Source organism: Cryobacterium sp. TMT2-15-1 (assembly GCF_004402345.1).
GTDB classification, from domain to species: domain Bacteria; phylum Actinomycetota; class Actinomycetes; order Actinomycetales; family Microbacteriaceae; genus Cryobacterium; species Cryobacterium sandaracinum.
Genome location: NZ_SOGD01000055.1, coordinates 21,327 through 28,340, shown reverse-complemented (window position 1 = coordinate 28,340; position 7,014 = coordinate 21,327). Strand labels below are relative to the sequence as shown.

The window sequence follows — 7,014 nt, the reverse complement described above, 5'->3', positions numbered from 1 at the left end:
GGGCGGCGGCGAGCTGTTCGGCCCCGGCCGGCGCGGTGCCGACGCTGACGCTCACGCCGCCGCCGAGCGCGGCGGCGAAGGCCGCGCCAGCGCGCCCGACGGGGTCGGCGCTGCGTGAAGAACTCTGACGTGAGGGGTCGTCGCGGTCACCGTCGACCTGCAGGGCGGTCACGTCGGGCATGGAACCGGCGTTGCGTTCCAGTTCATCCCAGCTCGGTTCCCAGCCGGGCCCGCCGAAGAACGAGGCGTCCAGCACGAGGGAGGTGATCGGCGGGTTCTCCGGGTTCGCCTGCCAGGCGGCGAGGGTCTGGCGGGCGAGCTCATCGACGTGGGCTGCGCCGGGGTAGACGGATTCCGTGCCGGTGGGCAGGCGCGTGAGGGTGAGGTCTCCCCCGCCGACCAGAACGACAGACCCCGGCGTGCTGCCGGTGACGACGGTGGTCGTGGCCCGGTAGTCCGGTCCGAGCACCTCAAGGGCGGCGGCGCTGGTCAGCACCTTGAGCACGCTCGCCGTGCGTGAGGAGGTATCGCCGCCGCGGTCGAAGAGCACCTCGCCGGTGCTGGCGTTGACGACCTGGGCCTGGAATTCAGCCAGCCGGGGGTCGGCGGCCAGCGCTGAGACCGAACACGTACGCAGGTTTCTGGCATCGGAGGCGGTGGCCGGCACGGGGCGCTCCGAAACGGGTTCCGCGGCCGGCACGTTCACGCTCGCACCGGTGTTCGCCGCGGCGATGGAGGCGGTGGCCGCGGCATCCGGGGCCCGGGTCGACGCCCCGATCAGGACGGCACCGGCGCCCAGCAGCAGCGCCACGGCGACGAGAACGGCCGCGAGGCGTTTGCGAGGCTTCGGTTCTTCCACCCGTGAACCCTACCCGCCGGGCGTGTGAGTCACCCTGTGCTTCGCTAGCGCGTGGCCCCCGGCGCGTGCCGGGCGGCGAGCCAGGCATCCAGTGCCGCGGCCGGAAGCGGCCGGGACATGTGGAAGCCCTGGGCCTCGTCACAGCCGTACCGGGTCAGCTCGGCGTAGGCGACGGCGTCCTCGACGCCCTCCGCCACCATGCGCACGCCGAGGCTGTGCGCGAGCGCGATGATCGAGGCCACCAGGGCCGCGGCCCTGGCGTCGTCGGCCATCGGGAACACGAAGGACTTGTCGAGTTTGAGCTCGTCGATCGGCAGGTCCCGGAGGTAGGCGAGGGAGCTGTAGCCGGTGCCGAAATCATCCACGGCAATGCGGATGCCGCTCTCTCGCAGACGGATCAGGATGTCCCTGGCCCTGGCCCGGTCTTCCATCAGGAACTCTTCGGTGATCTCCAACATCAGGTCGGCGGCCGACAACCCCCGCACCTGGATCATGGCGGCGATGCGTGCGGGCAGATCGGACTCGATCAGGGTGCTGGGAGACATGTTGACCGCAACGGTCAGCGGTGTTCCCTGCGCACGCCAGACCGCGGCCTGGTCGAGCGCCTTTCCCAGCACGATCCGGGTCAGGTCGCGCATGAGCCCGACGTCTTCGGCCAGGGTCAGGAACAGGTCGGGAGGCAGCAGACCCCGGCTCGGGTGCTGCCAGCGCACCAGCGCCTCCACACCGTGCACGTGCCCGGTGGCCAGCTCGATCTTGGGCTGGTAGTGCAGCACGAGTTCGTCCGTGGCGAGGGCGCCGCGCAGGTCTTCCATCATCCGCAGCCTGGAGTCGCCGTGATCGTCGTCGGAGCAGACGAAGACGTGGTGCCCGCTGCGGGAGGACTTGGCCTTGTACATGGCCATGTCGGCCTTGCGCAGCAGCACCTTGAGGGTGTCACCCTGGTCGGGGAATAGGGCGATGCCGATGCTGACGTTGGACTCGATCGCGATGCCCTCCAGCGTGAACGGCCGGGCCAGGACCGCCCGCAGCCGCACGGCCGCCGCCACGGCCTCGTCGTGGCCGGCGTCCTGGATCAAAAGCGCGAACTCGTCGCCGCCGAGCCGGGCGAGAAGATCGCCCGGTCGTCGCTGATCGAACAGGCGCGATCCGGCCTGCACCAGCAGCAGATCGCCGACGTCGTGGCCGAGACTGTCGTTCACTTCCTTGAACCGGTCGATATCCAGGAGCAGCAGGGCGCTCCGGTGGCCGTCCCCGGGCGCGAGGTGAGCGGATGCCTCGGCGTAGAGGGCGCGCCGGTTCGGCAGCCCGGTCAGGTCGTCGGTGCTCGCCTGGCGGTGAAGGTCGGCCATCCGCCCGATCTGCCGGGAGGCGAGCTGGGTGCGCACGGTCCCGAGCACCAGGGTCACGCCCGCGAGGAGCACGGCGCCTGTGGAGATCTTCACCTGCGTGCCGAGGACGAGCACCGCCATCCCGGCGATCGTGGCTGCCCCGGGCACCGCGAGGGTCCACACGCCGCTCAGGGGGCGCCGGGCGGTGACATCGGGCCGAGCCAGGTCCCACGCCCAGACCGCAATGAGGGTGAGGCCGAGCGCCCAGCCCGCATCCAACGGCTCCCCGAAGGTGTACGTTCCGGCGGAAACCTGGAAGGCGTAGACGGCGTCGGTTGCCGCGAAGATCAGGAGTCCGAGCACCAGCAGGGCCCACCGTCGGCCCACGTCGAGTCCGCGGGCGGCGGCAATCCCCGTGATGACCGACACGAGCAACAGATCGAGCAGAGGGTAGCTGGCGGACACCAGGGCGGCCGGGGAGGGCGGCCAGACACCCGCGGATGCAATCACCGGGCTGAGCAACACGGCCAGCACGGATGCCGCGCCAAGCGACCCGATGGCTCCGTCCACCAGGACCGACCGGGGTATTTCACCACGCTGACGGTGGACCAGGACAGCGAGTCCGGCCAGAATCAGCGGATAGAAAAGCGTGTAACCGATGTCGGCCGGAGACGGAAACGAGAGGGTCGCCGCGCCCGCGAGCAGGTAATAGGTGCTGCCGAGGGTAAAGGCCGTCATCGCGGCCGACACCAGAATCAGCTGCGTGCGGCCGCGCTCCGCGCAGAGCGCGGCTGCCCAGCAGAGCAGGGCCGGGAGCCCCGCGGTGACCAGCGACAGGGAGCCGGTGAAAACCGGGCCGAAGGAGGCGAACAGGCCGATCGCGTAACCGATCAGCAGCACCCACATCAGCCACAGGATCCAGCGGCCGAGCCGGGCATGACGACGGCAGCGGTCATCGATTCGATCCGCGTGCGCGTTGGCGTGCATCGGATCCCCCGCTCCCGTTGCGTCCACGCTAGCCGAGCCGTCATGGGCAGATGGACCAGCGCCACCGAGTAAGACCACCCCAGAACGGGGGGTGGCGTCATCCGGCGCGTGGAACGACCTCGAGCGGTGCGACGACGGAGCACGCGACCAGGGTGCCGAGGAGCCGCAACGGCCACGTATGGGGGGGCGGTGATGCCGGTTCGTGACACCACCACGGGATCCACGCAGCGCCATTGCCCCCTCCCGCTCTACTGGTCAGATTATCGACCGGAGCACGGCGCACGGACTCCCGCTTACTCCCCGGGGTACCGCAGGCCGATTTGCGCGCGCACCAGGTCGAGCGTCTCCATGATCGCCACCACTTCCTCGACCGGCAGGATGTCGCTCGAGATCTTGCCGGCCCGGATCAGGTGCTCCGCTTCGGCCGCCTGGTAGTGCATTCCGCGCCCGTTGATCTCGGCGGTGAAGGTCTCGATGACCTCGTTGGCGCTGTTGAGCACCCGGAAGTCCGTGGGCGCGTACCAGACCCGGTCGATGTCGATGCGGCCCAGCGTGCCGAGGATGGTGGCCGTGTTCGGGCCGGTGGTGTTGCTGGCCGACAGGGTTTGGGCGATCTGCCCGCCCGCGTAGCGGAAGGTTGTGGCGATTTGCGCGTCGGCGCCGGTGGCCTTGAAGGTGGCGGTCGCGAGGATCGTCTCGGGGCGTCCGAACAGTTCAGACGCGAAGGTGAGCGGGTAGATGCCGAGGTCGAGGAGCGCCCCGCCGCCCAGGTGCATGGCGTTCAGCCGGTGCGCCGGGTCATCCGGCAGGTCCTGGGTGTGATCGGCGATCAGGGTGCGCACGTCGCCCAGGGTGCCCTCGGCGAGGATCTCGCGGATGCGCACCATGTGCGGCAGGAACCGGGTCCACATTCCCTCGAGCACCAGCAGCCCCAGGGTCGCGGCGAGGTCGACGATCTCGCGGGCCTCGGCGCCGTTCAAAGTGATCGGCTTCTCGATCAGAACATGCTTGCCGGCATTCAGGGCGAGCTTGGCGTTCTCGGCGTGAAACGGATGCGGGGTCGAAATGTAGATGATGTCGACATTCGGGTCCGCGGCCAGGGCCTCGTAGCTCGGATGAGCCGTGGGAATGCCGAACTCGGCCGCGAAGGCATCCGCCGACGCCTGCGAGCGGGAACCGACCGCCTGCACGTGGAAACCGTTCAGAACCAGGTCGTTGGTGAATGCGTGGGCGATGCCGCCCGTGGCCAGGATTCCCCAGCGGATCGCGTCGGTGCGGGTTGTGTCGGTCATGGGATCAGCCTAGCGATCGCGTGCGGCCGGCGGTCGAGCACGTCACGACCCGGCGCCCCGGCCCGGCCCCGGACATCCGTGGGGACAGCACGGCAACTCCGGATCTCCGCGTATACGTGACGACGGATGCCCCGGTCGGCCCAGTCAGCCGCAGGTTGCGGGCTCAGTAGGGCGGCATCAGCTCGATGAACCGCGCCGCGTGCGTGCGTGCGGGGGTGTGCGCGGCGCGAGCAAAGCCACGGCTGCCTGCGTTGAGATGGAGCCGCCTATCAGAATCGAACTGATGACCTTCTCATTACGAGTGAGACGCTCTACCGACTGAGCTAAGGCGGCGTCACGATTATTCCTCTCGGAAAACCTCGGACACAGCAACAAAGCTTAGCTGGTCTTCAGGGTCATCTCGTACAGGTCCGCGAAGGATGCCGCGACGTGCGCGGCCAGGGGGCGGGCCGCGTCGGAGTCGGCCCAGCACCGCCAGGCGTGGCGAAGCGCGGCCACGGCCACCAGGGTGAACAGGAGCGCACGCTGCTCAAGCTGCGCCGACCCGGCGCCGAGCTCGGGGTGGTCGACGACGAAGCGCCGGGTGACGATCTCCTGCAGTCGACCCTCGAAGTTGCGCAGGGTGGCCATCCGCATCCCGAACAGGTAGGGATTCTCCTTCATGACCTGACGCCGCAGCTGGTGGATCTCCCGGTCACCCTCGGTGTTCCTGAGGCTGACCGAGAGCAGCGCGGCCAGCTGGGCCAGGATGTCCCCATCGGGGCCGCCGTGCACGAAGGCCTCGATCTGCTCTTCGGACGCGAGGTCGAGTTCGTCGCCGACCAGCGCGGCATCCTTCGAGGGGAAGTAGTTGAAGAAGGTGCGCGGCGACACGTCGGCGAGCCGGCTGATGTCCTCGACAGTCACCTTCTCGAGCCCCCGCTCGCAGGAGAGCGTCAACACGGCGCGCTGGATGGCGCGTCGCGTTGCGAGCCGCTTACGTTCGCGTAGGCCCGGTTCCTCGTGGTGCAGCGACATGCCTCAATTCTTACACAGCGCGCAAATCTGCAGCCAGGCGGATGCTCAGCACATCGGGTCTTCGGCCGGAACCGTGCCCTTCAGCAGGTAGTCGTCGACGGCCGAGTTCACACAGTCGTTCGATTTGTTGTAGGCGGTGTGCCCCTCGCCGGTGAAGGTGACGAGGTGTCCGCTGGCGAGCTGCTCCGACAGGTTCTCGGCCCAGACATAGGGTGTGGCCGGGTCGTTGGTGGTGCCGATGACCAGGATCGGGTCGGCCCCCTCGGCGGCGATCTCGGACCGCTCCCCGTCAAACTGATAGGGCCAGTTGGCGCAGCCGATGTCGCCGAACGCCATGTACTTGCCGATCGTCGGGGCGGCCTGTTCGATCTCGGCGGCCTGCGCGCGCATCGAGGCGGGATCGTCGTTGTAGCTGTAGTCCACGCAGTTGATGGCCAGAAAGGCCTCGGTCGCGTTGTCGCGGTAGGTGCCGTCGGCGGACCGGCCGTTGTAGCCGTCCGCGAACTGGAAGGCCATGTCGGCGTCGCCCTGCAGAACGCTCGCGAACATCTCGCTCAGGTTCGGCCACGCGGTGGCCTGGTAGAGCGGGTAGATGATGGCGGTGAGCAGCGTGTTCGCGCCGAGTCGACGGCCGTCGGTGGCCGTGATCGGGCTGACGTCGACCGAGGCGAGTAGGGATCCGATGGTAGTCATGGCCTCGTCGACGGTGCCGTCGAAGGGGCACTCCTCGCCGGCCAGGCAGTCGGCCAGGTAGGAGCGCAGCGCATTCTCGAACCCGGTGGCCTGCACCCGGGTCACATCGGCGTTGCTGGTGGACGGGTCGAGGGCGCCGTCGAGGGCGAGGCGTCCGACCCGCTCGGGGTAGAGGTCCGCGTAGGTCGCACCGAGGAAGGTGCCGTAGGAGTAGCCGAGGAAGTTGAGCTTCTCGTCACCGAGCGCGGCGCGCAGCAGGTCGAGGTCGCGGGCTGCGCTGAGGCTGTCGACGTGTGCGAGCAGGGGGCCGGTGTTCTCCTGGCAGGCGGCCCCGAAGTCGACGGCGGCCGTCGACAGCTCCTGGATCCAGGCGTCGCTCCCCCGCACCGCGGCGGGCAGGCCGTAGAGGTACTCGTCCATCTCCGCCGGTTCGTAACAGCTCACCGCCGAGGAGCGGCCCACCCCGCGCGGGTCGAAACCGACGACGTCGAAACCGGCCTGCAGCTTCGCATCCGTGGCGTAGTCGAGGGAATCCTTCACGAAGTCGTAACCGGAGCCGCCGGGGCCTCCGGGATTGACCAGCAGGGAACCCACCCGGGTGCCCGTGGCCGGATGCCGCACCAGCGCCAGGTCGACCGTCTCGCCGCTGCCCGGGTCGGCCCAATCGAGCGGCGCCGAAGCCGTGGTGCACTGCAGGCCGGAGTCGCAGTCCGCCCACTTCAGCACCTGGTTATAGAACGGTTCGAGGTCGGCGTCGACCTTCTCCCCGGTCGGGACCGAGGTGGTCGGCGCCTGCTCCGGCAGGAACAGCGGCACGCAGCCGCTGAGGCCCATG

5 protein-coding genes and 1 tRNA gene are annotated in these 7,014 nt (G+C 69.1%); all 6 read right to left on the bottom strand.

The window, feature by feature from the left end; all coding sequences use genetic code 11:
* Positions 1 to 859, bottom strand: an 859-nt coding sequence (locus E3O62_RS14800; RefSeq protein ID WP_174720157.1) for a D-alanyl-D-alanine carboxypeptidase, incomplete at its 3' end; no start/stop codon positions are given.
* A 44-nt stretch (positions 860 to 903) separates the two neighbouring features.
* Entirely contained in the window at positions 904 to 3,204 is a 2,301-nt protein-coding gene (locus tag E3O62_RS14795; protein WP_166786507.1) for a bifunctional diguanylate cyclase/phosphodiesterase, read from the bottom strand.
* A 266-nt stretch (positions 3,205 to 3,470) separates the two neighbouring features.
* Positions 3,471 to 4,469: a Gfo/Idh/MocA family protein gene (locus E3O62_RS14790; protein ID WP_134395646.1), complete on the bottom strand. Its 999-nt coding sequence runs from the start codon at positions 4,467 to 4,469 to the stop codon at positions 3,471 to 3,473.
* Positions 4,470 to 4,726: 257 nt separating this feature from the next.
* Positions 4,727 to 4,802: transfer RNA gene (locus E3O62_RS14785), tRNA-Thr, on the bottom strand.
* Between the two features lie 45 nt (positions 4,803 to 4,847).
* Positions 4,848 to 5,486, bottom strand: coding sequence for a TetR/AcrR family transcriptional regulator (locus E3O62_RS14780; RefSeq protein WP_134399000.1), 639 nt, complete (start codon positions 5,484 to 5,486; stop codon positions 4,848 to 4,850).
* A 45-nt stretch (positions 5,487 to 5,531) separates the two neighbouring features.
* Positions 5,532 to 7,013, bottom strand: coding sequence for an alpha/beta hydrolase (locus tag E3O62_RS14775; protein ID WP_134399003.1), 1,482 nt, complete (start codon positions 7,011 to 7,013; stop codon positions 5,532 to 5,534).
* Position 7,014: the final 1 nt, after the last annotated feature.

What these genes read in the sequence shown, in the direction of transcription:
- E3O62_RS14790 (WP_134395646.1), bottom strand. Translation starts at nt 4,469, where the DNA reads ATGACCGACACAACCCGCACCGACGCGATCCGCTGGGGAATCCTGGCC.
- E3O62_RS14780 (WP_134399000.1), bottom strand. Translation starts at nt 5,486, where the DNA reads ATGTCGCTGCACCACGAGGAACCGGGCCTACGCGAACGTAAGCGGCTC.
- E3O62_RS14775 (WP_134399003.1), bottom strand. Translation starts at nt 7,013, where the DNA reads ATGGGCCTCAGCGGCTGCGTGCCGCTGTTCCTGCCGGAGCAGGCGCCG.